The sequence below is a fragment of the Nocardia sp. bgisy118 genome (assembly GCF_057708605.1).
Genome location: NZ_JBYISM010000011.1, coordinates 195341 through 220550, shown reverse-complemented (window position 1 = coordinate 220550; position 25210 = coordinate 195341). Strand labels below are relative to the sequence as shown.

Here is a 25210-nt window from a genome sequence, read left to right as displayed (position 1 = left end):
GGGGTAGAGCTGGACCACCCCCCCCCCCCCGACACTTGTGTGCACGCTCGCCGCAGTGAATGCTGCTGTCCACGAACCGAATTCGGGTCATTCGGTGACGAAGTCGGCCATCATCGCCATGTCCTCGTGCTCGAGATTGTGGCAGTGCAGCATGAACGGGCCGGGATAGTCGGTGAAGCGCACCGCGACCTCGACCGCCTCCGCGGGACGCAGGTCGACGGTGTCCTTCCAGCCCGCGTCGAATCGGCCGGGTGCGCGGTTGTTGCGCCCGATCACCTGGAACGGATCGAGGTGGACGTGCACCGGGTGGTGGAAATCGGTGAGAAAACGCCAGATCTCGACCGAGCCGAGCTTCGGCCTGGCCAGCGGCTCGCCCGGTGCGTAGAGCCTGCCGTTGACGGCCCAGCCGTGTTCGCGCAGCTGAAAATGGAAGGTGCGCACCGCGACCGCCGCGCTCGGGTCCAGCGCGGCGATCCGGCTCAGCCGCTCGGGGACGGTGCTGTCGTCGCGCCGCGGTGACCCGGTGAGGTCGAAGCACATGACCTCGGCGGTGCGTCCGGTCCCGAACTCGTTGCGCATCAGCACCCGCGTTCCCGGACGGTAGAGCGCGAAATCCACGACGACGTCGACCCGTTCGCCGGGGGAGAGGTCGATCGTGTCGTGGGCGACGGGTCGTTCGAGAAGCCCGCCGTCGCTACCGATCTGGACGAACCCGCCACCGCCCGGCGGCGGATCCAGCGCCAGGCGATAGCGGCGGGCGTTGGAACCGTTCAACAGCCGGAACCGATAGTGCAGCGGATCGACCTCGAGGCGCGGCCACGGTGCGCCGTTGACCAGCACGACGTCGCCGAGCACACCGTTCATGTACGCATCGGTGACGCCGGGGGTGTGCAGCGCCGGATCGGCTTGCGGATAGGCGAAGGAACCGTCCTCGGCGAACGAGCGATCGGCGATCATCAGTGGAATGTCGCGGTCGCCGGTGGGCAGCCCGAGCGCGGCCTCCTCGTCGTCGGTGATCAGGTGGAACCCGGCGAGTCCGCGCCAGACCGCCGGACCGGTGAAGCCGTGCCGGTGGTCGTGATACCAGAGTGTCGCCGCGCGTTGGTCGTTCGGATAGTGATAGTCGCGCTCGCCGTGGGAGATCGTGTACCCGGCCGCAGGTGCGCCGTGGCCGCCGTGGTGCACGCTCGTGGCCGCGGCCGCACCGTGCGGGAGGATGACGTCCATCGGGTAGCCGTCGCTGTCGGCCGGGGTGTGCCCGCCGTGCAGGTGCACGACCACCGGGTGCGGTAATTCGTTGCGGTGGCGCACCACCGACCGACGGCCGGATCGCGCCAGGATGGTCGGACCGGGAAAGCTTCCGCCGTAGGTCCAGGCCGGTGTCCGCAGACCGGGCAGGATCTCCAGATCCGTTTCGCGCTGGACGATTTCGTAGTAGTCCGCTTCCGCGTCGCTGCGCACCGGTGCGAGGACGGCGGGGACGGGCAGCGGCGCCTGGAAGGCCGGTGGCAGGGGCGCCGCGCTCGGCAGCGCGCGGCCGGGTTGTCCTGGCGTGAGCAGCAGGCCGCCCCGGACGCCCGCCGCGCCCAAGGTCGCCGCAACGCCCAGGCCCGCCCCGGCCGCCAGGAATCCGCGTCGGCTCATTCGGTTCACGGACGCCACCGCCACGCCCAAGCTGTCAGCAGCGCGGTGCCGATCGACAGCCCCACGGCCAGCGGCACATGCACCGCGAGGATCCGCTGTTCACCCAGCGGGATGAGCGCACCCGCGATGGCCGTCTGCACGACACCGGTCCGCACCGGCCACGAAGGGCCGGAGCCCAAGCGCCACAACAGGATCGCGCCGACCGTTTGGAGCACCATGCACAGCGCCACGATGCCGCCGTTGCGGCCGTGCGCCGCCAGCGCCTCGAAGTGCCCGGACAAGAACTCGCCCGCCAGCAGCGCCTGGCTCAGCACGAGCAGCGCCGCGACGGCGGTGCAGGCTCGAAACAGCGCCAGTGGCCAGAAGCGGGGCGGAGCAAGGGATTCGGTCACGAATTCTCCTACCGGAAGGATGAAGCGGGATCAGCGGGCCCGGCGCACGCCGCGCCGCCAGACCTCCGCGAGCGCGGTTGTCGCCGTGATGTCGGTGGTGGGATCTCCGTCGACCAGCAGCAGGTCGGCGCGCAGCCCCGGCGCGATCCGGCCGCGGTCGGCGAGCCCGAAATGCCGGGCGGGCAGGCTGGTCGCCGCGGCGAGGGCCTGCTCCGGCGTGAGTCCCGCCTCGGTGAGCATGCGCAGTTCGGTGTGCAGGTCGACGCCGTGCGCGGGGACGAACGGCGTGGCGTCGGTACCGGCCAGCAGCGGAACGCCCGCGCGGTGCAGTGCGCGCGCGACCCGGGTGGCGCCGTCGAGTGTTCCGGTCCGTGCGCAGTCCGGTGCCTGTGCCGACGGATCGCCGATCGCGGCGAAGTACACCAGCGTGGAGACGACGAAGACACCCTGCGCGGCGACGCGATCGACGAGCGCGGTGTCCTCGTCCGTCCACACGTGCGCGAGCCCGTCGACTCCCGCGTCCAGTGCGATGCGCACCTCGGCGGCGGTGACGGCGTGCGCGAGGACGCGCAACCCTGCCGCGTGCGCCGCGGTGACCAGCGCCGCCGCGGTGTCCGCGCCGAGCACGGGAAGCCGCGTGCCGTGCACCGCCCCGTCGTCGACGACGATCTTGAGGTAGTCCACGCCCTCGGCGATGCGGGCGCGCACGAAATCCTCGGCCTGATCCGGGCGCTCGATGGTGTCGAACGGCGCGACATCGAGCGCGTCCATCCCGGGCGCTGTGAGCAGCTGGCTCGGATGTCCGCCTGGCGCGGTCGCGAGGGTGCCCGCGCTGCGGAAGTCGGCGACGTCGTCCCGCTCGGCGGCCAGCGCCCGCTGGGCGGGGAGGTGATTCGGCAGGCAGAACATGTCCAGTTCGGTCGTGACGCCGTGGCGCAGCGCCTCGGCCAGGTCGTCGCCGAACACGTGGGTGTGCGCGTCGATCAATCCCGGCAGCAAGGTCTTTCCCGCGCCGTCGATCTCGATGTCGGCGGTGCCGCCGTCGTAGTCGGCGATGCGGTCGTCGACGATCAGCACGGTGGCGTCGGTGCTGGTCTTCTCCCCGTCGAACAGTCGGACGTCGCGAATCACGGTGCGCATGGGTGCTCTCCTTCGTTCTCGGCGGCAGGGCGCCGCGTACGGACCTCAGGAGTCGCGGGAGAGGCGCGAGTGTGACATTCGAGTGAGATGGATCACTCGATGGCCGCGCCGCGTCACACCCCGATGCGGCGCGGCCCTCTCATGCTCGAGACGAGCGAGCGTAGACAGGGAGATGTGATGGAACACCGGCCCGCGGGCGCCAGCGCCATGGATACCGATGCCGCGACAGAAGTGTTCGTGCGACACCGCGAGCTGCTGTTCTCGGTGGTCTACACGATGCTCGGCAGCGTCGCCGACACCGAGGACGTGCTACAGGAGACCTGGCTGTCGCTGGCGCCGCGCAATACGGCGCTGTCGGCCGAGGAGATCGCCAACCCGCGCGCCTACCTGGTGCGGGTGGCCGTGAATCAGGCGCTCGCGCGGCGCAACGCGATGATCCGGAGACGGGAAACCTATGTCGGACAATGGCTTCCGGAGCCAGTGGTGCGCGAGATCGAACCCGAGCCCGACGCCGCCGACCGCGTGGTGCGCACCGAGGCGTTCTCGATGGCGCTGCTGGTGCTCCTCGAATCGCTGACCCCGCTGGAGCGCGCGGTGTTCGTGCTGCACGAGGTGTTCGGGTACCCGCACACCGAGATCGCCGAGATCCTCGGGCGCACACCGGCGGCGGTGCGCCAGATCGCGCACCGCGCCCGCGGTCACGCGCAAGCCCGTCGTCCGCGCGGGCACGCCGATCCGAAGGCGCGGCGCCGGGTGACCGAACGGTTCGTCGAAGCGGCGATGGGCGGCGACCTCGAGGACCTGCTCGCCGTCCTCGCCCCCGACGTCACACTGTGGACCGACGGCGGCGAGCGCGGCCCCGCGACCAGCCTGCGCCCGGTGCACGGAGCGGGCGCGGTGGCGCGGTTGTTCGCCGACGTGGCGCGCGGGCTGCGGCCCGGCTACCGGGTTCGGTACCGGGCCGTCAGCACCGATCCGTGCGCGGTGCTCTTCGACGGCGACGCCCCGCTGGCCGTCGTCGTGCTGGACGTGACCGCCGAGGACACCGTGCGCGGCATCTACTCGGTCACCAATCCGGACAAGCTGACGCACATCCGCTGAGCCGCGGCCCGGTCTACCACTGCAGGCCGGGCACCACCCGCGCGACCTTGGCCGCCGGGTTCGGCAGTGCCATCAGCGGCAGCAGCACCGGCGCGAGAAGGGTGAGCGGGCCGCGCCCCGAGCTGTCCTCCGCGGCGCCGGGGGAAACCGGGACCTCGGTCGAGACGCCCTGTGCCGCATGCGATTCGCCGAACATGCGGAAGCCCTGATGCATGATCGTGCGCTTCACCGAAGGCATCAGCAGATCGACCGCCTGGGCGAAGGTGCCGACCGGGGTGTCGATGCGGTGCGGCCGGTCCTCCAGCGCCCGCACCACGATGGCCGCGGCCCGGTCGGGATCCGGCACCGGCAGCGAGCGGTACAGGTCGGTCGGCGCGATCATCGGGGTGCGCACGAGCGGCATCCGCACCGAGGTGAAGGTGATGCCCGCGTCCCGGTTCTCGACGGCGGCGATCTCGCTGAAGTTGTCCAGCGCCGACTTGCTGGCCACGTAGGCGGCGAAGCGCGGGACCTTGGTCTGCACCGCGATGGAGGAGATGTTGACGATGTGACCGAAACGCCGCGCCCGCATCGACGGCAGCAGGCCGAGGATGAGCCGCACCGCGCCGAAGTAGTTCACCGCCATGGTCCGCTCGAAATCGTGCATCCGGTCGGTGGAGTTCGCCACCGCACGGCGGATCGAGCGGCCCGCGTTGTTCACCAGGTAGTCGACGTGGCCGTGGTCGGCGAGCACCGCGCTCACCAGGCCGTCGACGGCCTCGGGGTCGGTGATGTCGCACGGATAGGTATGCGCCGCCCCGCCTTCCGCGCGCACCGACTCGGCCGCGGCGAGCAGGTCGGCGCGGCCGCGCGCCACCATGAGCACGGTGGCGCCGCGCCGTGCCACGGCGTGCGCGGTGGCCAGGCCGATGCCGGAGGAGGCTCCGGTGATGAGCACGATCCGTCCGGACAGCGGGTCGCCGCTGTCGGCCGGGCGGTCCCGGTTCGGATCCAGGTTCGCGCGCCAGTACTGCCACAGCCGCGCGGCGTAGCTCTCGAACGACGGCACCGACAAGCCGCTGCCGCGCAACTGGGCCTGCGTGGAGTCCGAGACGAACTCCGAGGAGAAGGACGTGTGCGGCGCGACCTCCGGGGGAATTCCCAACTGCGCCAACAGGAAATCGCGGACCGCGGGCACGCCGGGCAGCTGCGCGAGACCGTGCAGCGCCAGCCCGCTGCCCGGCACGGGGCCGATGCCTGCGGGTGCGCCCGCCGCCGCGGCGAGTGCGCCGTACACGGCGTCGAACGGCTGCGGCCGCGGGTTCACCAGGTGGAAGGTGCGGCCGTCGAGGCCGGACTTGCGCACCAGCTCCACCATGGCCGCCGCGACGTAGTCGACCGGGACGATGTTGGTGGCGCCCAGGTCGGGCAGCGGCATCGGCAGGTCGGACGGCAGGGCCGCGAGCTTGGCGATGGCGGAGAAGAAGTAGTACGGGCCGTCGATCTTGTCCATCTCGCCGGTGCGGGAGTCGCCGACCACGATCGCCGGTCGATACACCCGCCAGCGCACCCCGCGCGACTCGCGAACCAGCTGTTCAGCGACGAATTTGGTGCGGTGGTACGGGGAGGTCAGGTTCTGGCCGAGGTCGAAATCCTCCTCGAAGAACTTGCCCTTGTGGTCGCCGGCGACCGCGACCGAGGACACGTGGTGCAGCACCGCGTCGAGCTCTCGAGCCAGCGCGATCACCGAGCGGGTGCCCGCCACGTTGGCGGCGTGCGCGGTGTGTTCGTCGGCGGTCATGTCGTAGACCGCGCCCAGATGGATCACGTGATCGGCCTTCGGCGCCTGATCACGCAGGCCGAGCCGCTCGGCGGTGAGATCGCCGACCAGGGCGAAGACGCGTTCGCCGCCGTGCCAGCCCTCGGCCAATTCCGTGAACTTGGCTAACGATTCGGCGCGGACGAGCACGTGGATGATCGCTTCGGGATCGGTATCCAGCAGCCCTTGCACGACCCGTCGACCCAGAAATCCGGTTCCGCCCGTCACGATGTACGAGACCATCGTCCCTCCTGCTGTTCACTCGAACCTGTTGTCGCGCACCATTGATCCGGCATGCGGCGGTGAATGCGGAGTCAACGAATCGGCCCCCGGTGACAGCGGTCGGGCCGAAAGTAGGAACACCTTCGTCCTGACTTATAGGAAACTGTAATCGGTTCAGCGTCGGCGGGGCAAGCTGATCGGCGTCGACCGCCGTGTGGGAATGCTCACCGTCACCCCAGGTCAAACGGTATGTGTTACAGGTCTTTCTAGTTACCCGGTGTGGCGGTTCCTTTCGGGCAACCGTCCGGCTCACTTGGTCAATTGACCAGAATGCTCGCGACGGCGTCGGCTATCCGAGCGCGGAACGCCGCCGGGGCGAATGTGGTGGCGTGCGCGCGAATTTCGGCGGGATCGTAGGCGGCCGGGTCGAAATCCGTCATGGCCGCGGCGAGGGCGGCGGTCACCGCGTCGTCGGGACCCGGTTCGACGTAGCCGCCCGTGACGCCGGGCCGGACGGTGTCCAGCGCGCCGCCGAGTCCGACGGCGAGCACGGGCGCGCCGCAGGCCATCGCCTCGACCGGGATGATGCCGAAATCCTCGATGCCGGGCATGAGCAGCGCGCGGCAACGCCGGTACATGTCCTGCAAGACCTCGTCCGAGACCGGGCCGAGGAAGGTGGTCTCGGGCCCCGCGAGCGTGTCGAGGTGTGCGCGGAAGCGTCCGCCGCCGACGATCACCAGGCGGCAGCCCGCCCGCCGTGCGGCGCGGATCGCCAGGTCGGGCCGCTTGTACGGCACGAGCCTGCCCGCGAAGAGGAAGAAGTCCTCGCGCGCCACCGCGGGATCGGGGGTGAAGCGGTGGATGTCCACCGGCGGATTGATCACCGTGGCGGGCCGCCCCCACCACTCGCGGACGCGGTCGGCGACGGCATGCGAGTTGGCGATGACGTGCGTCAGGCGCGGCGCGGCGCGCGTCTCACACCGGCGGGCCAGCGCGCCGAGAGCCGTGAGAGCGAACCGGCCCGCGGGCCCGCCCGCCTCCTGGGCGCGGAAGCCGGGCTCCCAGGCCCAGCGAGCCGGGCTGTGCACATAGGCGATGGTCGGCGCCTCGGTCGCGAACGCGGCCTGGGTGGCGAAGGCGTGGTGGCTGATGACGACGGCGTCGAACCGTCCGTCGAGCGGCAGGCCGCGCAGTGCGCGCGGCGCCAGCGGCAACAGCGGGGCGTGCGAGCGCCGCCCGGTGGCCGCGTGGACGCGGCTGAGCCAGGTGTCGTGCACGCGGCTCAGCGGCGGACGGATGCCCTCCGGATCGACGATCGGGGCGAAAACCTCGGAGCCGGGCCAGGTTTCGTGCAGCTCGGCGACCACCGCCTCGGAGCCGCCGTATTCGGTGAAGCGTTCGTGGACGATCGCGATACGCGGTGCGGTGACGGTTCGCGGCGCGGGAGGCTCGGTCACGCGCCCGCCTGCCCGGTGTCGATCCGGCGCGGTTCGGCGTGTTTGCGCAGTGCGGGGGCGACGGGCCTGCCGTGCAGCAGTCCGTCGACGCTGCCCTGCTCGATCGCCTTGCGATAGACGATCGCCGCCTCACGGCAGGCCGAGATCGTCTGCGCCACCTCGTCTTCGGTGTGCGCCGCGGAGGTGACGAAGGACTGGCCCAGTACACCGCGCTCGAGCAGTTCCTGGAGGAACAGCGTGCGGAAGGCCTGCGACGGCTCGCCGTCGGCGTCGCGGGTGGCGAAGATCAGGCACGAGGGCCTGCCGAGCACCTCGAGGTGTTCGGCGATGCCGAGTTCGGCGGCGACGGCGTTCACCCCGTCGGCGAGCAGCCGCCCCGCGTGTTCCATACGGGCGACGGGATCGCCGGTCGCGTACTCGCGCACCACCGCGCGGAAGGCCGCCAGCGACGACGATTCCGGGCCGTGCGTGGTGGAGAGCAGGAACACCCGCTCCCGGTCGGTGCGCAGGCCGCCCAGCTCCATCAGCTCGCGCCTGCCCGCCAGTGCGGAGATGGGAAAACCGTTGCCCATGGCCTTGCCCCAGCAGGACAGGTCGGGCCGCACGCCGTACACCGCCTGCGCGCCGCCCGCCGACCAGCGGAATCCGGTGATCATCTCGTCGAAGACGAGCAGGGTGCGGTGCCGGTCGCAGAGTTCGCGCACGCCTTCCAGGAAGCCGGGGTCCGGTTCGGCGAGGGCGGTGGCCGCCTCCATCACCACCGCGGCGACGGCCTCGGTCTCCAGGACCGCGGCGAGCGAGGGGAGATCGTTGTAGCGGAACCGCATCGTCTCGGCCACCGCGGCGGCGGGAATGCCGCTGGCCATCGGCGTGGTGCCGATGAACCAGTCGTCCACCGAGAAGAACGGCTGGTCGCAGACCGCGATCACGGTGCGCCCCGTGACGGCGCGAGCCAGCCGGACGGCCGCGGTGGTGGCATCGGAGCCGTTCTTGGCGAACTTCACCATGTCGGCGCCGGGGACCAGATCCAGGAAGTCCTGTGCGGCAAGCAGTTCCAGCTCGGTGGGACGGCTGAAGCTGACGCCGTCGGCGATCGCGGCCGCCACCGCGTCCAGCACCGGACGGTAGCCGTGGCCGAGGGTGACCGAGCGCAGGCCCATGCCGTATTCGATGTAGCAGTTGCCGTCGGCGTCCCAGACCCGGCAGCCGCTGCCGCGCACCAGGATCGGCGCCATGGACTCCGGGTACTGGTCGGGGCCGCGTGCGTAGGTGTGCGCGCCGCCCGGCACCAGGTCGTGCAGGCGCGCCTGGAGTTCGTTGCTGCGCGTGAACCCGCGATGTCGCGGGGCCGGTTCCTCAGCCGTGCGGTGCTCCATACCGATCTCCTGGCTTCCCCGTGCGATCGCGCGCACAGTGAAAGTGGTTGCGCGCGAAGGATTCTGCGCACAACTCTACGTCCGGGGCGACGCCGTGTCGTCCGGAACCGTGACCGCCCACAGATCGTGGTCGGCGCGGCGGCCGGTGGCCCCGACGAACCGGCTCATCCTGCCCTCCCGCACCATGCCGATCCGGGCGGCGACGGCCGCTGCGTCGCGGTCCTGCGGTTCGATCGCGGTGGCGATGCGGCACAGCCCCAGCGCGTCGAAGGCGTAGGCGACGAGCAGCCGAGTGGCGGCGGTGCGCACCCGGTCCGTGTCGCCGCCGAGCGCGGGATCGGTCCAGACGAACATGCGCGCGTTGCGATCGAACATGTCCAGATCGAACAGGCGGCACTCGCCCGCGTAGGCGCCGTCCACTTCGATGGCGAGCACCAGGCCCGCCGTCGAACGCAGCCCGGGTCTGGACCGCAGCACCTCGCGGAGCCAGTGCCCCCGGGTGTGCGCGTCCGCCCACGTCGAATGCGGCGCTTCGGCATTCGGGTCCAGTGCCGCCCTGGCCCGCAGCCGGGCCGCACGCCACTGCCGGCCGTCCGCGAGCCGCCGCTTGCGCAGGACGACGCGCGGCTGGTCCCGGTCGCTGAGCGACGGCACGCGCGGGGCGCGCAGCGGATCCATCAGGTGCAGCACGCGTCCCGCGTAATGCCGTGCCGCGGCGGCGATCACGGTGCCCGTGTCGATGGGTGGGCCGGTGCGCTCGGCGGTCGGCGGCAGGGGCCTCGGCGCCGAACGGTCGGCGCGGTGCCCGCGCACCCAGGCGGCGGCGAAGCCACCCGGCGGGACCATGGCGGCGGTGAGCGCCCACAGTTCGTGATCGCGCCGGGCGCCCCCTGCGTCGAAGTAGCGGGTCATCATGGCCTCGCGCTGGAACCCGAGCCGGACGGCTCCGCTCGCGGTCGCGACGTTGGCGGGTGAGATCGGTGCGGTGATGCGCTGCAATCCGACCGGCCCGAAACCGAAGTCGAGCACCATCGCCACCGCCAGACCGCCGATGCCGTGCCGGGCCACCTCCGAGTCCACCCAGACGCCGAGTTCCGCACTGCCCGTTCCGGTGTCGATCGAGATCAGCTCGACCTGTCCGGCGAAACGGCCGTCCACCTCGATCACCATCGCCACCCGCCGCCCGGCGCGCGACTCCTCGCGTACCGCCAGGCATTCGCGCACCCACAGTCTCGCGGTGTGCCGTTCGTGCCACTCCAGCGGGGAGCTCGACCAGAACGGTTCGATCTGGCTCCGATCGCGCAACCGGATCCGGCGCCACTGCCCGTGATCGGCGATCCGGGGCGGGCGGAGCACCACGGTGGCGCCGTGCAGGACCACCGGACCGAGCCGGATGCGCGACAGCGATGGCTGCTTGTCGGACACGGGATCACTCCTTGGGTCGCTGGCGGCCGAGGGACTTCGTCCGTAGCGCGCCGTCGGTGGCCACCGACAATCGCCAATAGCCGCCCGCGGCGTCCTTGAGCACGACGCCCGCGTCGGGATGGTCGGACAGCCACGCGCCGTTGGAGAGCACCGCCGAGCGGACGGTCCCATCACTGGTCTGCGCCTGGAAGATGTCGGCGTCGCTGCGGCCTGCCCGGCCGACGAGGGTGCCGTCGAATCGGGGCGTGTGCAGGCTGTCGCGGCTGATCACGGTCCAGCCGTCCGGGAACAGCCCAGGCTCGAGATCGTCGGAGGCGCTGGAGATCAGGTTCACCGCGGTGCCTTCGGGACAGCCGGTGCGATCCACCCGCACCTCGATGGGATGCCTGTCGAGATCTTTGTCGAACTGCACGTTGGCCAGATAGGGCTGGCGGCAGTAGGCCAGCTCGAGACAGACCTCACGCGCCGCGACCTTGCAGTTGACCATGCCGAACTGCGCGGGCCCGCCGCGCTCACGCCGCCCGATCGCCAGCGCGGTGGCGGCGCCCTCGAACCAGACATTGGTCAGCCACCAGTCGTTGGCCGCGCCGTCGACATCGATGTGCCGCGCGGTGGTGCGCGGATCGCTGTCGGAGACGAATTCGACGTTGCTGAGCGCGAGTCCGGCGTTGTGATCGTTGCCGGTGCCGAGCACACCCACGTAGTTGCTGGTCAGCTTGGAGGAGGTGACGTAGTTCTGGATGCACGACGTGACGATGCCGAAACCGAAATTGTTGATGTCGCAGTTGACGAAGGAGGTGCCGCCGGTGTTGTCCTCGAGCACCACGCCGCGCTGCTCGAGAAAACGCGGGTGGTTGCCGCTGAGATGGTTGCCGCGGATCACCACCGAGTCGAACGAGCAGCGAAAGCACTCGGACAGCTCGACGGCGGTCGCGCGCGGCCCGGAGACGTAGATGCCCAGCCGCGCGAACCGGACCCGATTGCGTTGGCGCAGCGAGATCAGCGTGGTGTCGGTCTCGCACACGATCAGCGAGACGTCGCCGCCGTCGCCGAGGACGGTGGCGTAGTCCGCCATCGGCGGCCAGGCCGTCACCCGGTAGCGGCCCGCGGGCAGATAGAGGACCAGCGGCATGCCTTGCACCGCGGCCGCGGCGGCGATGGCCGCGGTGTCGTCGGCCACCCCGTCGCCGATCGCGCCGAAATCGCGCACGTTGCGCGCCGCGGGCGCGTCGGTGACGTGCGGGGAACGGAATCCGATGCCGGGCGTCTCAGGATCGGCGCAGGCCGCGACGAGCGGCACCGACACCGCGGCGCCCAGCGACGCGGCAAGTAATCGTCGTCGGCCGAGGCCGTCGTCGGTCATCTCCGCAGCCTTCCCACGAGCCGCTGCAAGCGGTTGCCCGGCCTGCTGTACGCTACCGCGCCGGTGAGCCGCTCGGAGCCGAATGTGGCGAGCGCGCCACGCAATTGGGGTGCCGTGGTCGCGCCGAGTTCGACCACGCCGAGCGTCCGCTCGCACAGCGGCGCCACCGTGATGGCGTCCGCGGCCGCGGCGACCGGGGCGGTCTGCACGACGACGTGCTCGAAATCCGCGCGCAGCTCGGCCAGCACGCCCGCGAACCGTTCGGACGCGAGCAGATCCGCCGTTTGCAGGTCGGTGTCGCCGAGGGGGAGCACGGTGAGGCCCGTCTCCGGCCATCCGGTCAGCGCCTCGGCGGCGGGCGCGCCCCGCAGCACAGCGGCCAGCCCCTGCCCATGTCCGGTCGCGAATCGCTCCGATCCGCCACGGCCGGAGGTGTCGGCGTCGACGAGCACCACCGAGCGTCCGGTGTCGGCGAACGATTTCGCCAGTGCCAGTGCGACTTCCGGTTCGGAACGGGGGGAAAGGCTGGTCACTTGGATGGCGTGCGTGTGCCCTTCGCGCAGCAGCCGGGTGCGCATCCTGCGCGTCTCGTCGGCCGCGCCGGGCCTGCCCTCGTCGATGATGCCGAAGATCGGCACCGGCAGCAGCGCCTCGAGATCGTTGGACGTGCGCAGCGTGCGGTCGGTGCGATCGCGCAGGAACGCGGCGAGCGCGCCGAGCGCGAGCCCGGCCAGCAGACCCAGCGCCAGAACGCGCCCGGACTGCGGTCCGGAGGGTGACGTGGGCAGCTCCGCCCGGTCCACCACCGCGACGCGGGCGGCGGGCGCGGCGTCGCGTTCGATGGTCTCCAATTCGTCGATGAGCCTGCGGAAGTGCGCGACGACGGTGTTGGTGAGATCGCGCGCCCGCTGGGCGTTGCCGTCGCTGACCGAGATGACGATGAGGGTGGTGGCGGGCGGCGAGGTGGCGGTGATCTTGCCGCGCAGTTCGTCGGCGGACATGTCGATGCTCAGATCGTCGATGACCCGTTCCGCCACCGTGACGCTGGTCGCCAGGTCCAGGTACGACCGCACCCGCTGCTGAGCCGCCAACCCGCCCTGATAGGAGTCGTTCACCGAGGTGCCGGTCGCCATCGACACGTACATGCTGCTGGAGGCCGAATAGGTGGTCGGCTGGCCGCGCAGATAGACCGCCGACGCCGCGAGGCACACCAGTGCCACCCCGGCGATGACGAGCCAGCGTCGGCGCGCGATCCGCCAGTATTCGGTCAATCCCATTGCCAGGAACCTCTTTTCCCTACGCTACGACGGGTGAAACGACGACCTGCGGTGGCGCGTGCCGGGTGCGGCGCCGCACCTCGGTGACCACCGCGTGGATGAACCAGGCCAGCACGGCGGCCTGCAGAAACTTGCCGAGGTTCTCCATGCTGCCGAGGATTCCGCGTTCGAACAGCGCGGAGGAGCCGGTGATCGCGAGGCCGAGCACCACGACGGGAAACAGCCGCGAGGACAGCGCCCGCGCCCAGGCGAGCAGCAGCGCGAAGGTGAACAGCGCGCAGACGAGTACGCCCGTGTAGCCGCCGAGCACATAGCCCTCGTTGAGATTTCCCTCGGCCAGCGAGACCGAGACCTTGCTCATGTCGACCGAGGCGCCGCGCACGTCCTGCGCCCACGCGGTGCCGGACTGGAACTTCTGGGTGCCGAGCAGTTGGGCGGGCACGAGACTGAGGACCGCGTTGTTCAGTACCTCGCCCGGCGTCAGCCAGTAGCCGGGACCGTGCAGGTAGGCGTCGGTGGCGGCCTCGAGCAGGTCGAACCGGCGCAGGATGCTCAGAAAGGGACGCATGCCCGTCGGGTAGTCCGAATCGATCAGCGCCGCTTCGGCTTTGGCGAGCTCGGTGGTCTTGAACGATTGCAGCCAGCCGAACCCGCCGATGCCGAGCACACCGATCCCGGCGACGCCGAACGCCTTGGCCCGCGTCCACCCGGAGAGGGCGAAGCGGATCGCGACGGCCATCGCCGCGCCCATGATCGGCGTCTTCGATTCCACCACCGCGGTCCAGGCCAGCTCCCCGGCCAGCAGCGCGCCGACGACGAGGGCGGCGGTCTCGGGTCGCGCCGGGCGCGCGAAGACGATGAGACCGAGCGACGCCACCGTGGCGAGGATCGAGACGAAACTCAGGATCGGGTTGGCGCTGGTGACATCGCCTGCGTTGCCGACCGCGCCGGTGGCCACCGCGGCGGCGCGACCGAGCAGGCCGAGCGCGTACATGGTGACCAGCGTGGGTATCAGATCCGGGTCGCCTGCCAAGGCGGGCGCGGCAGGCGGACGGTTGCGGGCCCACACCGCGTAGGCCACCACCAGCGCGGCGTACACCCACAGTCCGAACACGACGTGGTCGAGAACGAGAGCGATGCCGCGGTCGTAGCCGAGCTCGGCCAGTCGCGGGTCGGGCACGTTGTCGCCGTAGTGCGGTTGCGGCCGCACCGCGAGCAACACCAGCGGCCGCGCGATGTAGGACAGCGACCAGAACGCCGCCTGGGCGATCACGAAAACCCGCACCACACCGGGAATCCACGCGGCCGCGACGACCAGGGTGAGCAGCGCCCCCGCGACGGCGGCGAGTTCGGCGACCGGATTCATGCCCGAGCCTCGCTGGCGCTCGGCTCCGGCATGCCTCCGGCGGGCTGGCACATTGTTCGCTCGCTGCGCTCGTTCATACCTGAGCCTCCAGCGCGGCGAGGATCTCCCGCGCCCGGTCGACGTAGCGGTGGCCGCCTTCGACGATCCTGCGGTGCCCGGCGTCGGCGACGGCGGCGGCCCGCTCCGGGTTGGCCGCGCACCAGTCGAGGATCTCGTGCAGTTCGGCGGTGTCGGTGAACAGGAAGCACTCGGCCGTGTCGCGCAGCAGTTCGGCGTGCTCGTCGGTGCGCTCGCCGACGAAGAGCCCGCCCGCCGCGGGCACTTCGAAGGTGCGGCAGGTGTGGGTGTCGCGGTTGTCGGAGTTGAGCAACACCAGGTTGGCGGTGACCGTGGCGATCACCGCCGAATAGTGTTGCCCGTATACCGGTCCCGCCACCACCGCCCCCGTCGACCGCAATTCGGGCACTCGTCGCCAGCCCGGTCCGCGAATCAACATGCGCTCGCCGTACTTTCGCGCCAATGCGACGAGGTCGGCGCGGCGGTCCGGACGGCACACGCCGACGAAACCGGCCAGGAATTCACGTCGGCCGCGCCGCGCCGCGCGGTGATGCCAGGCCGGGTCGTAGGCGCTGCGCACGAAAGCGACCGCGCGGGCGCCGCGCTCGTGCAGCTCGGCGACGTTGTGCCGCTTGGTGGTCACCACCAGATCCCAGTCCGGTTCGTGCGCCAGGTAATCGGGGGTGATGTTCTCCGGATTGGCGACGTCGTCGGGGCTGTAGTGCACGCGGCGGGCCGCGGGTGTGGCCAGCAGCCGCCGCTGGTCCAGGTGCACCGACTTGAACGCGAACAGCAGATCCGGGCGGAAAGCCGCTGCCGCGCTGTCGATCTCGGTGTGCAGCCGCTCGACGGCCCAGGGCGCGCGCCGCCGCGCCGCCTTGGCGTAGAGCCACGGCGGGGACAGCCGCGCGGGCAGCGTCACGGGCGTGGAGTCGACGACGAGCACCTCGTGCCCGGCTTGGCGGAAGCCGTCGGCCAGTGAGCGGGCATTGCTGCCGATCCAATCGTCGCCGACATAGAGGATCCTCAAGCGCCGCCCTCCTCGCGCATCATCACCACGGCCGGATCGGAGCTCGCCGCCGGGGTTCGCTCGCGCACGATCAGCCTGCGCACGCGCGCGAGATACCAGGCGGCAACGGTGCATTCGACGACCACCGAGCCGTACACCAGCGTCCACACCGAGTGTGTGCGGAACGCGATGGCCAGCGCCGCGGCGGCCACACAGGTGCCGAGCACCGCGCCGATCAGCACGCCGGTGGTGTCCTGCCGCACCGGAAGCACCGCGGTGGTGACGAACGAGGTGACCGTGGTGGCGGGCAATATCAGCACCTCGACGCGCAACAGCCCGATGGCTCCGGTGAACTTGTCGCCGAACACGAGGTGGACGAGCACGGGCGCGGCCAGCCACACCGCCGCGGCCGCCACCGTCGCCACGCACACTGCCGCCGCGAGCGCTTGCAGCGCGTGCCGCCAGAAGCGGTGGTCGGCGCTGCGGCGGGCCATGCGCGGCAGCAGCGCGAAGCCGATAGGGTCGAGCATCGATTGGATCGCCCGCACCAGCCGATCGCCCGCGGAGTACAGCCCGAGCGCCGCCGCGTCGAGCACCGCGGCGTAGACCGCCGGCGCGCCCTGACCGTACGACGTGATCAGCAACCGCGAGGTGAGTACCGGTGCGCCGGTGCGCAGTACGGACCGCACCAGTCGCGGCCGCGCGGGCCTGCCGTAGGTGCGCAGCGCGTCCCACCAGGTCAGCGTCACGGTCGGTACCGAGGACACGAGCAGGCAGAGCAGCGCGACGTACGCGTGCGGCAGCCGGGGCAGCAGCACCACGAGCAGAATCAGATACCCGATCCGGCCCACCGCCTGATACGCGGTCGAGGTGCCGAACCGGCCCTGCCCGATCAGCAGCCAGTCCTCCGATGTCGACGAGAATCCGCCGGCGACAAGGCCGAGCAGGATCATGTCCGCCTGTTCCGGAACGCCGACCGCCAGGCCGGCGGCCAGCACGGCGCCGAGCACCGCGAGGCCGGTGGCGCGGATGGCGAGGTAGTCGCCGCGCAGCTGGTTGACGTAGCCGCGCCGGTCCTCGCGGTCTTCGGCGGTGTCGTGCACCCGCGCGGCGAGAAACGACGTGATGCCGAGGTCCACCAGCAGCGAGCCGAGGTAATAGGCGGCCATGCCGATCGCGAGCAGGCCGAGTCCGTGCGTGCCGAGTACGCGCGCGATGAGCGGCACCGTCACCACCGTGATGACGTACTGGCCGTACTTGCCGAAGCTGACGTACCCGATATCGCGCAGCACCGCGAGCAACCCCTGCGAGCGGTGCGCGCCGCCGCCGGACGGCCCGCGCGCCTCGTCGTCCCTGCGATGCGCGCCGCCCGCACCGGCGTGGTCCGCGGCATACCGCGCCTCAGACATGGGCGGCGCCCCGGCGCTGGACGATCCGGCCGAGGAAGGCGGCGACGGATCGGGCGGTGACGGCGACGTCGAAATCCGCGGCGCGCCCGCGCCCCGCCGCGGCCAGGCGCGTGCGCAGGTCCGGATCGCCGATGAGGGTGTCGAGCGCGGCGGTGAGCGCCGATTCGTCCCCGCCGGGCACCAGCAGACCGTCGGCGCCCGTGCGCACGATCTCTTCGGGACCGCCGGGGCCGGAGGCGATCACGGCGCAGCCCGCGTGCATGCCTTCGACGACGACCTGACCGAACGGTTCGGGCAGCACCGAGCAGTGCACCAGGATGTCGGCGTCGCACAGGTACGGGCGCGGGTCGTCGACGTGACCGGTGCGGGTCACGGGGAGCGCGAGATCCGCTGCGAGCCGGTCCAATTCGGTGGCGAAGGGTTCCTCGTCGAAGAAGGCGCCGCCGATCAGCAGCACCCGGCGCGGCCGGATCCTCGTCGCGGCCACCGCGCGCAACAGCACGTCCTGTCCCTTCCACGGGGCGAGCCGCCCCAATACGGCGACCACCGTCTCGGCGGGGTCGCGCTGGGCGGCGCGGTCCGGTGCGGCACCGAGTTCGACTCCGGGATAGGCGACTTCGGCCGGGCGCCGGCCGGTGCGCAGCGTGGCCAGCGTGGTTCGGCTGTTGGCCAGAAAGCCCTGTGCCACAGCCCGCCCGAGCAGGCCGACGACGAGCGCGGGCAGCCGCCCGAAGTAGTCGGCCGCGATCCGGTCGTGCACCTGCCAGACCAGGGGTATGCCCGCGCGCCGGGCCGCCACCGCGCCCATCGCCAGCGCCTTGGTGCTCTCGGCGACCAGCACGTCGGCCTGCCCGATCGCCGGGTGCGCGCCGAGGGTCCAGCCCAGGCGCAGCAGCGCGAGCGCGCCCGCCAGCAGCCGCAGCGGCCCGGACCCGATCGTCATGGCGCGGCTGTCGAACGCGCCGCGGACCACGCGCGCGTCGACGTCGCGCGCCCGCGTCCGCTCGACCATCGGACCGTCCTCCGTGTAGATCACGGCGACCTCGGCGAGCCGCTCGGCGCGCAGCGCGGACACCAGTCGCAGGGTGGCCAGTTCGGCGCCGGAGGGAACCGCCGTGTGCGCGAGGAACACCGCCCGGATCGTCATGTGATCGTCCGGTACATCGCCACGTGGCGCTGCGCGGTGACGTCCCACGAGAAGGTTTCCGCATGCGCACGGCAGCGCTCGGGGGTCGGCACCGCGCCGTGCAGCGCGGCGGTGATGCGCGCGCCCAGCTCGTCGGCCGCGCCCGCCGGGACGATCAGCGAAGGATCGAGCCCGCGAACCGAATCCGGAAGCCCGCCGCAGTCGGTGACGATCGGCGCCCGGCCCGCGGCGAGGGACTCCAGCGCGATCAGTCCGAAACCCTCGAGCGCGGTGGTCGGCACGACCGTGAGCGCGGCCTGTTCGTACAGTTCGGCGAGCCGCTCGTCGGCCACGTGCCCGGCGAACACGATGGAGTCGCCGAGGCCCGCCCCGGCGGCCATGGTGCGCAATTCCCTTTCCGCCGTGCCGGTTCCGACGATCACCAGGCGCGCGTCCGGACGCTCGGCCACCACACCGGGCCAGCAGCGCAGCAGCGTATCGATGCCCATGCGGCGTTCCAGCCTGCGCACGCACAGGACGGTGCGGGTCGGCGCGTCCGCGGGCGGCGGGGCGGCACGGAAACGGGACAGGTCGACCCCCGGCGGGATCACCGCGATCCGCTCCTCGGGTATCCGGTAGTCCGCGCCGAGCACCTCGCGAAAATGGTTGGACAGCACCACGAATCGGTCCGCGCCCGCGTAACGCAGTCGTTCGATCAGGTACTTCGCCTTGGCCGCGAGCTCACGCTGCCCGGTGAGCCTGCTCTCCGCCGCCCAAGGGCCGTGGAAATGCACCACCAGCGGCAGCCGCCCCCGCCCGCCGATCGCAGCGGGCCCGTAGAGGCAGAAGTGACGATCCAGCACGGCGGCGCGACGCAGCGCTGCTCGATCCAGGAACGCGACGCGGGCGCGCCGCACGGTGGAACCCCCTGTCGCGCCCCAGGATCGGGCTCCGGGCGGATCGTCGTCACCGGTCGCGCCCCAAGCTGCCGCCGACACCGCGACCTCCGGTCTGCGGGCGAGCGCGTGGAACAGCTCGGTGAAGTATCGGTTGAGTCCACCCGGCTCCGCGGTGAACCATTCGGACCCGGTCATGTGCACACGCAGTGACCCCGTCCCTGCCGTCACACGGCCCCCTACTCCCTGCACCGGTCGCGCGCATCGTCCGGCCGAACTCGCTTCCCGCGCAACAGTCTAGGACACGGAGGCGTCCTCGGCGTGGCATCGTGAACGCTGGCCGTGGCGGGTGGCGTGGGGTAGATTGCACAGCGAGTTCGTGCTCGGCACGAGCCGACCCGCGGGGGACCAGCGGGAGGACTGACACAGTGGGGATCGGTAGTTCTGTGCCCGAGCGAGTCACCCTTGCCGAGCGCGATATTCGCGTGCTCGTGGAGAACGGTGAGTACTGGCTGCGCAATCGCGGTGACATCGCCATGATGGTCACCACCGTCGAACGGTTGCGCGCTCGCTGGCCGCACGCGCGCATCGGGGTGCTCACTCACCAGCCCGCGGTGCTGCGCGCGCTGCTTCCCGAGGCGGAACCCATCAGCGGACCCGACTGGTCCTGGGGTTCCAGCGGCTGGATGGGCCGGGTATCCCGCACGGCCGCAAAGAAATTGATCGGACCTGCCGCGCTGCGCTGGCGTGCGGCCACCGACGGACCCAAGGACCGGGTCCGCGCGCTGCGCGCCGAGGCCGCGACCGCCGTCGCCGAGCCCGAAGCGCCCGAGCCGCGGGCGGAGGTCCCCGCGGCGGTGGCCGAGGCCTCGCTGGTGCTCGCCCTCGGCGGCGGGTACATGACCGACGTCGACAAGTACCAGGCGCACCGCACCCTCGATCTCCTGGAAAAGGCGCGTTCCCAAGGCATTCCGACCGCGCTCGTCGGCCAGGGTCTAGGCCCGCTGCGCGATCGGGGCCTGCTCGATCGCGCCGCCGAGGTGCTGTCGGGAGTGGACTTCGTCGCGCTGCGCGAGCGCAGGCGCGGACCGGAACTGCTGGCGCGGCTCGGCGTCGCGCCGGAACAGACGATGGTCACCGGCGACGACGCGGTGGAATTCGGTTACCGGCTGCGCGACGCCCGCATCGGCGCCGACCTCGGCCTGTGCCTGCGGGTCGCGGAGTACGCGCCGGTCGGCGCGGCGGCGCGGGAGACGCTGGGCCGGGTGGTCCGTGACCGCGCCGCGGCGCTGGACGCGGGACTGATGCCGCTGATCATTTCCGAGTACGCCTCCGAGGACCGCCGCTCGACGCTGCCGCTGCTGACGGGTGCGGTCCGGCGCAGGTCGCCGGTCGGACGCGGCGGCAGCCCGCAGGACGTGGCCAGGCAGGTCGCCCGCTGCCGCGTGCTGGTGACCAGCGCCTACCACCTGGCGGTTTTCGCGCTGTCTCAAGGCATTCCGGCGGTCGGCATCACCGCCTCGGAGTATTACGACGACAAATTCCACGGTCTGGCCGGCATGTTCGGCGCCGGACTGCGGGTGGTGCACTTGGACGACCCCGACCTGGACACGGCGCTGCGCGAGGCCATCGACGAGCAGTGGGCAGCCGCTCCCGAGCTGCGTGATCCGTTGCAGCAGAAGGCCGTCGAGCAGATCGAAGCAAGCAGGGCGGGCCTGGAGCGGGTGTTCAGGCTGGTGGAGAACGGCCCGGTCGCCCGGGTCGACGGCTAGGGGGCTGACATGGCATCGCTGTCGGTGTGTGTTCCGGCGTACAACTCGGGGCGGACGCTGGCCGCCACGCTGGATTCGGTACTCGCACAGGACGAGGACTTCGAACTGGTCGTGCTGGACAACGCCAGCACCGACGACACGGGGGAGGTGGCGCGCTCCGTCGACGATCCCCGGGTGCGGGTGCTGTGCAACGACACCGTGCTACCGATCGGCCGGAACTGGGACAAGGTCATCACCGCCTCGACCGGCACGCTGGTCAAGGTCGTCTGCGCCGACGACGTGCTGCGGCCCGGCGCGCTGGCCGCGCAGCTGGCGGTGATGGCGGACCGCTCGATCGCCATCTCGTCGAGCCGGTTCGAGGTGATCGACGAAGCGGGGGAGGTCATGGAGTCCGGGCTCGGCCTCGCGGGACTGCTCGGCAGGCAGACCCCGCGCGTGCTGGCGCGCACCATCGTGCGACGCGGGCCCGCCGACTTCGGACCGACCGCGGCGGCGATGTTCTACCGCGAGCACTACGACAAGGTCGGCGGACTGCGCGGCGATCTGGTGTTTCCGATGGACGTCGATCTGTTCGCCAGGGTCGGTTCGTTCGGCGCGTTCTTCGGGATGACGGAGATCCTTGCCGCCTGGCGCAATTCGTCGTTCAACCTGTGCAGCCGGTCCTCGACGGTGAGCAAGCTGACGGAGATGTACCGATTCCACCACCGGATCGCGCAGGACTATCCCGAACTGGTGCACCGCGGGGACGTGCTGGCCGGGGACACCAGGCTGGCGAAGGCGGCGCTGCACCGGCTGCGCGTGCGGACGCTGGCGACCGTGCGGAACCGCCCGGATCTGCTGGTCTGATCCGGGCGGCCTGCGGCGGGCTCAGATGGTCCAGAGCCTGCCGTAGGTGATCACCGTGTCGCCGTTCGCGCCGACGATCATCACGAACGGGCGAATATTGGTCGGCCCGACAACGCCGGTGACGGTGCCGTGGAAGCCCGACATGCGAATGAAGCCCGACGTGCCGGAGATCTCGCCGCTCGCGCATTCGATCGTCTGGATACCCGGCCCGAAACCGACCTCCAGCTGGAGACCGAGCCGAGGGATCAAGCCGTCGATCTTGAGCAACGCGCCGTCACCGCCGCCGAGATCGACGCCGAGGCCCGGTGTCGAATACTCGAAGCGGATCTTGCCGTTCAGCGTGGCGGGAAACCCGACCTGATAGCCGATGGTGATCCGGCCCTTCCAGTCCTCGGCGTGCGGACCGGAGACCTTGAAAGCCGCCTCCCCGTGGTGGAACCACTCCCTGGTGAGCGGGTTGCCGTCCAGCGGGGGTACGAAATCGATGCGGGTGTCGGCCTGGATGGCTTCCACCGCGCGGTCCTGGCGGTCCACGACGGTATTGCTGCTGTCGATTACCGCCGCGGCGGAACCGTTCCCGAAGACCAGCCCGGCCGCCAGGACGGAGGCGAGCGCGACGGCGCGGACGCCCCGACGAGGAGGCAGGTTGAGGTTGATCATCAAAATCCTTCGCTGCGTGAATACTTGTCATACGGAATGAACGCGGCCCTGCGACAACGAATCACGTTGGGGCGCGGGTAACGATCGCTGTCCCGGTGCCTCCTTCCCGCGGTCCGGACGGCCCGTCGACCACCCAGCGGCCGTCGAGTTCCGGGTAGGCCGCGCGCACCTCGGCCAGCAGATCGGGTAGCGTCAGGAGCACGAGATCCGGTCGCGCCGTGACGAGTTCGCGCGGGGAGACGATCGGGATGTCGGTTCCCGGCATCCGCCGCCCCTGCTTGGCGGGGGAGGCGTCGGCCACCCCGGCGATCAGGCCGCGGTGCGCCCCGGCCAGGCTGAACAGGGCGACCGCCCGCGACGCGGCGCCGTATCCGTAGACGCGAAATCCGCGCTCGGCCCGGTCCTCCAGCCATCGGCGCAACGCGCTCGCGTGCCGGTCGACAGTGCGCTGGAGCGCGGGCAGCGCGCCCGGATCGACGTGGGGCGCTTCGCTGTCGAGCACGGTGCGGACCGAATCGTGCGGTGCCGCCGCGCCGTGCACCGCGCGCAGCAGCACGGTCCCGCCGTAGAGGTCGAAGGTCCAGGCGTGCGTCGCGCTCATGCCGACCTCGTGCAGCAGTCCCCGCAGCGCGGTCAGCGAGTAGTAGGCGAAGTGCCCGTGGCGCAACGCGTTCCATTGGCAGGCCGACACGATGGTGGCCAGCGAGTGGTACTGGACAAGCAGTGCGCCGTGCGGCGCGGTCGCGGCCGCGCGCCGCCGGAACGCGGCCCGCTGATCGGGCTCGTGCATGATCCCGAAGCAGTCCAGCACCATGTCTGCCGGGGCCACGGTCTCGGTGAAGCCGCGCGCGGCGAGCAGCGGTAGCCAGGTGCCGCCGTGCGGGCTGCCGAATTCGCGCGCGGTGTGTCCGGTCAGCAGCCCGGCCGCCGCCACCGCGGCGACCGCGTCGGCCGCCTGATCGCGCAGCGCCCGCGGCTCCACGCCCCTCGGTTCCGCGGTGACGGTGTCGTCCTCGGCGAGCTGGGCGAGTCCGCACGCGGCGCAGTAGTCCATGCGCAGCGGATGTCCGGCCTCGTCGGGATCGATCGGGCTCTGCGCACTCGGAAAATGGTCGGCCGCAGGAACTTTCCCGAGATCGAGTATCGGGCGCAGCGCCGCACTCGCGCAGCCGCGGCAGAGATTCCCCGGCTCGGAACTCATGCCGGATTCCCCTCTCTCATGGCACGATGACCCCGTGCGTATCGAGCAGACCGAGCTCGCCGACGTCCTGCTGCTCGTTCCGCAGCCGTTCCACGACGCTCGGGGCTTCTTCACCCGGACCTTCGACGCCGAGGCCTTCGACGAGCGGCTCGGCGCGCCGGGCGCCGCGGCCGCGTTCGTCCAGGACTCTCAATCCCGTTCCGCGCGCGGCGTGATTCGCGGCATGCACGGCCGCTCCGGGCGCGGCGAGGCCAAGCTGGTCCGCTGCGCGCACGGCGCGGTGCACGACGTGCTCGTCGACATCCGGCCCAGCTCGCCCACCTTCGGCGCGCAGCAGGCATTTCGGCTGGACGACAAGGACTTCCACCACCTGTACGTGCCGCCGGGCTTCCTGCACGGATTCCAGGCCCTCACCGCGACGGCCGACGTCTGCTACCGCATCGATCGGCCGCACGACCCGGCCGAGGACATCGGCGTCGCCTACGACGACCCCGACCTCGGCATCGCCTGGCCCCTCGCGGTGACCGAGGTCTCGGCGCGCGACGCGGCAGCGAGCAGCTGGGAACAGCTGCTGCGCGCCGTCTGGCAGCGTCCCGCGGCGCGCTGAGCCGACGACCCTGCGGCGCGTCCGATCAAGTCTGCGCGGCGGCCGCTGTCCCGATCCGGCGCAGCGAGGCGTCGAGCACCCCGGAGTCGCACAGCTTGCGCAGGTGCGGCAGTCGCGTGAAACGGTGGAAGAAGTCGGCACTGGTCAGCCCCCTCGCGGTGTACTCGCGGTACAGCTCGGTCGCGCCCGCGGGCACGGTCCACTCGGCGCGAAATCCGATGGCATCGCGCGCGGCGGAGAAATCGACGCGATAGGAGCGCGGATCGGCGCCGTTCTCCCCGGTGACGAGCAGCCGGGAGCCGGGCACAGCGGCTACCACGGCCTCGGCGATCTCGGCGACCGTCAGATTGTTCTCCTCGGTGCCGATGTTGAACGCGCGCGTGTGGATCGCGTCGATCGGCGCGGTGAGGCAGGTCGCGAACGCGGCGGCGATGTCACGCGCGTGCACCAGCGGCCGCCACGGCGTGCCGTCGGAGAGCACCTTCACCTCGCCGGTGAGCACGGCGTAGCCGACGAGATTGTTCAGCACGATGTCGGCCCGAAGTCGCGGCGAGAAGCCGAAAGCCGTGGCATTGCGCAGGAATACGGGCGAGAAGCCGGAGTCGGCGAGCGCCGCGACATCGTCCTCGACGCGCACCTTGCTCTCCGCGTACGGGGTGATCGGGCGCAGCGGGGCGTCCTCGGTCACGAGGTCCTCGCCCGCGGCGCCGTACACCGAGCAGGTCGAGGCGTACAGGAACCGGCGCACGCCTGCCGCTTTCGCCAACCGGGCCAGCCGCACCGACGCGTGATGGTTGATGTCGTAGGTGATCTCGGGCGCCAGCGCGCCCAGCGGATCGTTGGACAGGGCCGCCAGATGCACCACCGCGTCGAATCCGGTCAGCTGCTCGGCCGACACGTCACGCAGGTCGACCGACGAGCCCGGCGGATCACCCGGCAGCGCGCCGAGCACGCAGTCGGCGAAGAACCCGGAGTCCAGTCCGGCCACGTCGTGGCCCGCGGCGCGTAGCACCGTCGCCATGACGGTGCCGAGATAACCCTGGTGTCCGGTGAGCAGTACCCGCAT

General features: G+C 71.3%; 21 protein-coding genes. 4 read left to right on the top strand and 17 right to left on the bottom strand.

What is annotated here, in order from left to right; genetic code table 11:
* Positions 1-87: 87 nt before the first annotated feature.
* The 3 genes from AC3EO7_RS16585 to AC3EO7_RS16575 are packed head-to-tail and all read right to left on the bottom strand — an operon-like array spanning position 88 to position 3176.
* Positions 88-1644: a multicopper oxidase family protein gene (locus AC3EO7_RS16585; protein WP_435591663.1), complete on the bottom strand. Its 1557-nt coding sequence runs from the start codon at positions 1642-1644 to the stop codon at positions 88-90.
* Between the two features lie 5 nt (positions 1645-1649).
* On the bottom strand, positions 1650-2036 hold the full coding sequence (locus AC3EO7_RS16580; RefSeq protein ID WP_435591662.1) for a hypothetical protein: 387 nt from the start codon (positions 2034-2036) through the stop codon (positions 1650-1652).
* A 30-nt stretch (positions 2037-2066) separates the two neighbouring features.
* A complete protein-coding gene (locus tag AC3EO7_RS16575; RefSeq protein ID WP_435591661.1) occupies positions 2067-3176 on the bottom strand; it encodes an amidohydrolase family protein in 1110 nt (369 codons plus the stop codon).
* Between the two features lie 177 nt (positions 3177-3353).
* Here AC3EO7_RS16575 and sigJ point away from each other — a divergent pair, with 177 nt between their 5' ends.
* Positions 3354-4277, top strand: coding sequence for an RNA polymerase sigma factor SigJ (gene sigJ / locus AC3EO7_RS16570; protein WP_435591660.1), 924 nt, complete (start codon positions 3354-3356; stop codon positions 4275-4277).
* 13 nt (positions 4278-4290) lie between these two features.
* On the opposite strand, the gene AC3EO7_RS16565 is transcribed toward sigJ, so the two are convergent.
* The 11 genes from AC3EO7_RS16565 to AC3EO7_RS16515 form a co-directional block, all read right to left on the bottom strand.
* Positions 4291-6318, bottom strand: a complete 2028-nt coding sequence (locus AC3EO7_RS16565; protein WP_431970416.1) for an SDR family oxidoreductase — start codon at positions 6316-6318, stop codon at positions 4291-4293.
* A 296-nt stretch (positions 6319-6614) separates the two neighbouring features.
* Positions 6615-7754, bottom strand: a complete 1140-nt coding sequence (locus AC3EO7_RS16560; protein WP_435591659.1) for a glycosyltransferase — start codon at positions 7752-7754, stop codon at positions 6615-6617.
* Positions 7751-9130 (bottom strand): glutamate-1-semialdehyde 2,1-aminomutase, encoded by a 1380-nt coding sequence (locus AC3EO7_RS16555; protein WP_431970414.1) that lies wholly within the window; start codon positions 9128-9130, stop codon positions 7751-7753. Before AC3EO7_RS16555 ends, AC3EO7_RS16560 begins: the two co-directional genes overlap by 4 nt.
* Before the next feature lie 75 nt (positions 9131-9205).
* Positions 9206-10555 (bottom strand): GNAT family N-acetyltransferase, encoded by a 1350-nt coding sequence (locus AC3EO7_RS16550; RefSeq protein WP_435591658.1) that lies wholly within the window; start codon positions 10553-10555, stop codon positions 9206-9208.
* Positions 10556-10559: 4 nt separating this feature from the next.
* Positions 10560-11918 (bottom strand): glycosyl hydrolase family 28-related protein, encoded by a 1359-nt coding sequence (locus AC3EO7_RS16545; protein WP_435591657.1) that lies wholly within the window; start codon positions 11916-11918, stop codon positions 10560-10562.
* A complete protein-coding gene (locus AC3EO7_RS16540) occupies positions 11915-13195 on the bottom strand; it encodes a Wzz/FepE/Etk N-terminal domain-containing protein (RefSeq protein ID WP_431970411.1) in 1281 nt (426 codons plus the stop codon). The genes AC3EO7_RS16545 and AC3EO7_RS16540 overlap by 4 nt, the downstream gene beginning before the upstream one ends.
* Before the next feature lie 19 nt (positions 13196-13214).
* Positions 13215-14561, bottom strand: coding sequence for a hypothetical protein (locus AC3EO7_RS16535; RefSeq protein ID WP_431970410.1), 1347 nt, complete (start codon positions 14559-14561; stop codon positions 13215-13217).
* 73 nt (positions 14562-14634) lie between these two features.
* Positions 14635-15648, bottom strand: a complete 1014-nt coding sequence (locus AC3EO7_RS16530; protein ID WP_431970409.1) for a CgeB family protein — start codon at positions 15646-15648, stop codon at positions 14635-14637.
* Complete coding sequence (locus tag AC3EO7_RS16525) at positions 15645-17036, bottom strand: lipopolysaccharide biosynthesis protein (RefSeq protein WP_431970408.1); 1392 nt, start codon at positions 17034-17036, stop codon at positions 15645-15647. The genes AC3EO7_RS16530 and AC3EO7_RS16525 overlap by 4 nt, the downstream gene beginning before the upstream one ends.
* Positions 17029-18183: a glycosyltransferase family 4 protein gene (locus AC3EO7_RS16520; protein ID WP_435591656.1), complete on the bottom strand. Its 1155-nt coding sequence runs from the start codon at positions 18181-18183 to the stop codon at positions 17029-17031. Before AC3EO7_RS16520 ends, AC3EO7_RS16525 begins: the two co-directional genes overlap by 8 nt.
* Positions 18180-19256, bottom strand: a complete 1077-nt coding sequence (locus AC3EO7_RS16515) for a glycosyltransferase family 4 protein (RefSeq protein WP_435591655.1) — start codon at positions 19254-19256, stop codon at positions 18180-18182. The genes AC3EO7_RS16520 and AC3EO7_RS16515 overlap by 4 nt, the downstream gene beginning before the upstream one ends.
* A 248-nt stretch (positions 19257-19504) precedes the next feature.
* Here AC3EO7_RS16515 and AC3EO7_RS16510 point away from each other — a divergent pair, with 248 nt between their 5' ends.
* A complete protein-coding gene (locus tag AC3EO7_RS16510) occupies positions 19505-20830 on the top strand; it encodes a polysaccharide pyruvyl transferase family protein (protein ID WP_435591654.1) in 1326 nt (441 codons plus the stop codon).
* Between the two features lie 9 nt (positions 20831-20839).
* The gene (locus AC3EO7_RS16505; RefSeq protein ID WP_435591653.1) at positions 20840-21676 is read left to right on the top strand and encodes a glycosyltransferase family 2 protein; all 837 of its coding nucleotides are present in this window, start codon (positions 20840-20842) and stop codon (positions 21674-21676) included.
* Between the two features lie 21 nt (positions 21677-21697).
* On the opposite strand, the gene AC3EO7_RS16500 is transcribed toward AC3EO7_RS16505, so the two are convergent.
* Both AC3EO7_RS16500 and AC3EO7_RS16495 read right to left on the bottom strand, forming a co-directional pair.
* A complete protein-coding gene (locus tag AC3EO7_RS16500) occupies positions 21698-22336 on the bottom strand; it encodes an MspA family porin (protein WP_431970403.1) in 639 nt (212 codons plus the stop codon).
* A gap of 61 nt (positions 22337-22397) precedes the next feature.
* Entirely contained in the window at positions 22398-23537 is a 1140-nt protein-coding gene (locus AC3EO7_RS16495) for a class I SAM-dependent methyltransferase (protein WP_435591652.1), read from the bottom strand.
* A gap of 34 nt (positions 23538-23571) precedes the next feature.
* Between AC3EO7_RS16495 and rfbC the strand changes: the two genes are divergently transcribed.
* Positions 23572-24144, top strand: a complete 573-nt coding sequence (rfbC, locus tag AC3EO7_RS16490) for a dTDP-4-dehydrorhamnose 3,5-epimerase (protein WP_431970400.1) — start codon at positions 23572-23574, stop codon at positions 24142-24144.
* Between the two features lie 25 nt (positions 24145-24169).
* Here rfbC and AC3EO7_RS16485 read toward each other — a convergent pair whose 3' ends face one another.
* Entirely contained in the window at positions 24170-25210 is a 1041-nt protein-coding gene (locus AC3EO7_RS16485; protein WP_431970399.1) for an NAD-dependent epimerase/dehydratase family protein, read from the bottom strand.

Bases quoted from the DNA above. Each gene is read 5' to 3' on its own strand.
- AC3EO7_RS16515 (WP_435591655.1), bottom strand. From the start codon at position 19,256: ATGACCGGGTCCGAATGGTTCACCGCGGAGCCGGGTGGACTCAACCGA.
- AC3EO7_RS16555 (WP_431970414.1), bottom strand. From the start codon at position 9,130: ATGGAGCACCGCACGGCTGAGGAACCGGCCCCGCGACATCGCGGGTTC.
- AC3EO7_RS16520 (WP_435591656.1), bottom strand. From the start codon at position 18,183: ATGACGATCCGGGCGGTGTTCCTCGCGCACACGGCGGTTCCCTCCGGC.
- AC3EO7_RS16505 (WP_435591653.1), top strand. From the start codon at position 20,840: ATGGCATCGCTGTCGGTGTGTGTTCCGGCGTACAACTCGGGGCGGACG.
- AC3EO7_RS16545 (WP_435591657.1), bottom strand. From the start codon at position 11,918: ATGACCGACGACGGCCTCGGCCGACGACGATTACTTGCCGCGTCGCTG.
- AC3EO7_RS16495 (WP_435591652.1), bottom strand. From the start codon at position 23,537: ATGAGTTCCGAGCCGGGGAATCTCTGCCGCGGCTGCGCGAGTGCGGCG.
- AC3EO7_RS16540 (WP_431970411.1), bottom strand. From the start codon at position 13,195: ATGGGATTGACCGAATACTGGCGGATCGCGCGCCGACGCTGGCTCGTC.
- AC3EO7_RS16485 (WP_431970399.1), bottom strand. From the start codon at position 25,210: ATGCGGGTACTGCTCACCGGACACCAGGGTTATCTCGGCACCGTCATG.
- AC3EO7_RS16500 (WP_431970403.1), bottom strand. From the start codon at position 22,336: ATGATCAACCTCAACCTGCCTCCTCGTCGGGGCGTCCGCGCCGTCGCG.
- sigJ (WP_435591660.1), top strand. From the start codon at position 3,354: ATGGAACACCGGCCCGCGGGCGCCAGCGCCATGGATACCGATGCCGCG.
- AC3EO7_RS16525 (WP_431970408.1), bottom strand. From the start codon at position 17,036: ATGTCTGAGGCGCGGTATGCCGCGGACCACGCCGGTGCGGGCGGCGCG.
- AC3EO7_RS16575 (WP_435591661.1), bottom strand. From the start codon at position 3,176: ATGCGCACCGTGATTCGCGACGTCCGACTGTTCGACGGGGAGAAGACC.
- AC3EO7_RS16565 (WP_431970416.1), bottom strand. From the start codon at position 6,318: ATGGTCTCGTACATCGTGACGGGCGGAACCGGATTTCTGGGTCGACGG.
- AC3EO7_RS16535 (WP_431970410.1), bottom strand. From the start codon at position 14,561: ATGAATCCGGTCGCCGAACTCGCCGCCGTCGCGGGGGCGCTGCTCACC.
- AC3EO7_RS16585 (WP_435591663.1), bottom strand. From the start codon at position 1,644: ATGAGCCGACGCGGATTCCTGGCGGCCGGGGCGGGCCTGGGCGTTGCG.